General features: G+C 69.9%; 5 protein-coding genes. 3 read left to right on the forward strand and 2 right to left on the reverse strand.

Going from position 1 to position 2147, the window contains the following annotated elements:
* Both VJS38_RS03200 and VJS38_RS03205 read left to right on the forward strand, forming a co-directional pair.
* The coding region (locus VJS38_RS03200; RefSeq protein ID WP_324086709.1) for a helix-turn-helix domain-containing protein at nucleotides 1-253 on the forward strand (253 nt) is incomplete at its 5' end.
* Between the two features lie 34 nt (nucleotides 254-287).
* A complete protein-coding gene (locus VJS38_RS03205; protein ID WP_324086710.1) occupies nucleotides 288-446 on the forward strand; it encodes a hypothetical protein in 159 nt (52 codons plus the stop codon).
* Nucleotides 447-451: 5 nt separating this feature from the next.
* Here VJS38_RS03205 and VJS38_RS03210 read toward each other — a convergent pair whose 3' ends face one another.
* Both VJS38_RS03210 and VJS38_RS03215 read right to left on the reverse strand, forming a co-directional pair.
* Nucleotides 452-1072, reverse strand: coding sequence for a class I SAM-dependent methyltransferase (locus VJS38_RS03210; protein ID WP_324086711.1), 621 nt, complete (start codon nucleotides 1070-1072; stop codon nucleotides 452-454).
* Between the two features lie 86 nt (nucleotides 1073-1158).
* Nucleotides 1159-1389 carry a biotin/lipoyl-containing protein gene (locus VJS38_RS03215; RefSeq protein WP_324086712.1) on the reverse strand — a complete coding sequence of 77 codons (231 nt, stop codon included), beginning with the start codon at nucleotides 1387-1389 and terminating at the stop codon, nucleotides 1159-1161.
* Between the two features lie 218 nt (nucleotides 1390-1607).
* Between VJS38_RS03215 and VJS38_RS03220 the strand changes: the two genes are divergently transcribed.
* On the forward strand, nucleotides 1608-1901 hold the full coding sequence (locus VJS38_RS03220; protein ID WP_324086713.1) for a hypothetical protein: 294 nt from the start codon (nucleotides 1608-1610) through the stop codon (nucleotides 1899-1901).
* Nucleotides 1902-2147: the final 246 nt, after the last annotated feature.

Below are 2147 nucleotides of genomic sequence, written 5' to 3' on the forward strand. Positions count from 1 at the left end.
CGGGCCCGCCGCCCAGGCGCCCGCCGCCGAAGGCGGGCCGGAGCAGCCGGTCCGCATCCTCGACGGCCGCGGCCACCTGCGCACGCTGGAGGAGATCGAGCGCGACCTGATCCAGCTCGCCATCGAGGTCTACGCCGGCCACATGAGCGAGGTCGCCCGCCGGCTCGGCATCGGCCGCTCCACCCTCTACCGCAAGGTCCGCGAGCAGGGGCTGGAGGACATGGTCAAAAGCGCCGGCGAGGAAGCGGCCTGATCCCACCGCTGCGGACCCGTGCTAGCTTCCGCCCATGACCGATGATCCCTCCGAGACCCCGGCGCAGCGCGCGCTCCGGCTGAAAAAGGCGGCGCAGGCCGCCAAGTCGGGGTTTCCCGGCGCCGGCAAGCCGCCGAAACCGCTCGCCGGCGGCCCCGCCGCGGGCGCGTCGAAGCCCTGGATGAAGCGCTAGCCGCCTCAGCCGGGCGACGCGGAGCCGCGGTAGACGTAGCCGCCGAAGCTGGGCCGGCCGCCCAGATAGCCGGCCTCGAGCTGGTCGATGGTGAAGCCCGCGGCCTGGACCAGGGCGGGGATGTCGCGGGTCAGGTGGCAGCCGCCGAACAGCTTTTTCCAGGTGGGCTCGATCTTGGTCGCGCGCCGAAAGAGCTCCGGGTCGGGCGAACGCCCGTGCTCGCAGAACAGCAGCCGCCCCGCCGGCCGCAGCACGCGGCGCGCCTCGGAAAGCGCGGCTTCGACCTCGGGGATGGTGCAGAGGCTGAAGGTCACCAGCACGGTGTCGACGCTTCGGGCGTCCAGCGAGACGGCCTCGGCCCCCTCGCGCAGGACGGTCACCGGAACCGTGGATCTGTCGGCCCGGCGCCGCGCCTTGGCCAGCATCGCCGCCTCCGGCTCCAGGCCGAAGACCTTCGTGACCCTGGCCGGATCGTAGAGCGGCAGGTTCAGGCCGGAGCCCAGGCCGAGCTCCAGCACCACCCCTTCGGCCCGCGGCACGACCGCCCGGCGCAGCTTGGTGATCGGCGGCAGGGAGCAGCCGCAGGCGACGATCGTCGGCATGACATGGCGCGCGTAGAAGCCCATCGTCGGACCTCCTCGGACCGGCGCCGGCGCCGGCGCGTCGCGGTCAGTCCATCTCGAAGCGTTCCATGGCGCCGCGCAAAAATCGACTACTCGATGACGCCGATCACCGTGCCGACTTCGTAGATCGCGCCCGCCGGCTGGATAATGCGCAGGGTGCCGGTCGCGGGCGCCTCGACCTCGTTGGCCGACTTGTCGGCTTCCAGGGTGAAGAGCGGCTGGCCCTCGCTGACCGCCTGGCCGTCCTGCGCCAGCCATTCGGTGATCTGACCCTCGGTCATGGCGAAACCGATCTTCGGGAGCACAACGTCAGTGGCCATAGTCAGCGAGTTCCTTCGAAAGCATGGGCCGCGGCCGGCGCGATTGAGAATCCGCCCTATAGCAGCGGGAACCTTGTCACCGCCAACCCGTGGGCGGATCGCCGGGGGCTCCCCGATGCCCTCATCGTCTTGGCGATGTCTGAGGCCGCTTCGCCCGGGCGGCTTGATGCGCCGGGACGCGCATTTAGAAGGTGTGTCCTGCGAGCGTTGGAGAACCGATGAAACCCGGATCCAGACTGAAGAGCTCGGTGTGCGACGCCGAGGTGATCGTCGTCCGCGCGCCGGCGGACCTGGCCGTGGAGTGCGGCGGCCAGCCGATGGCCGCCGAGCGCCCAACTGACCTGAGAGCGATCGACCCGGCCCACTCGGCCGGCGTGCTGACCGGCAAGCGCTACGTCGACGAGGAAGGTACGGTCGAGCTGCTGGCGGTGAAGGCCGGCAAGGGTTCGCTGTCGATCGGCGGCAAGCCCCTGCAGCTCAAGGAAGCCAAACCGCTTCCGTCGTCGGACTGACACATAGACATGGCTATTCGCCCTGCTCGCGGCGCGCCGTGGGCGGCCTGATCGGCCGACGCTCGCGCTGGCCCGGCGATCGAGCCCGGTGGGCGCCTGCCCCACCGCACTGCAAAAAAAATTTCGCGCCGCAGCGCAAATTCCGCTTGCAAATCGTCTAAGCATTGTTCAGATTGGGGCTGCCCATTCTGGGCGTTTCCTCCCTATGACTGCCGCGCCTTCGGGCGCGGCTTTTTTTTCATCTGC

Source organism: Phenylobacterium sp. (assembly GCF_035276905.1).
Lineage (GTDB): Bacteria > Pseudomonadota > Alphaproteobacteria > Caulobacterales > Caulobacteraceae > Phenylobacterium.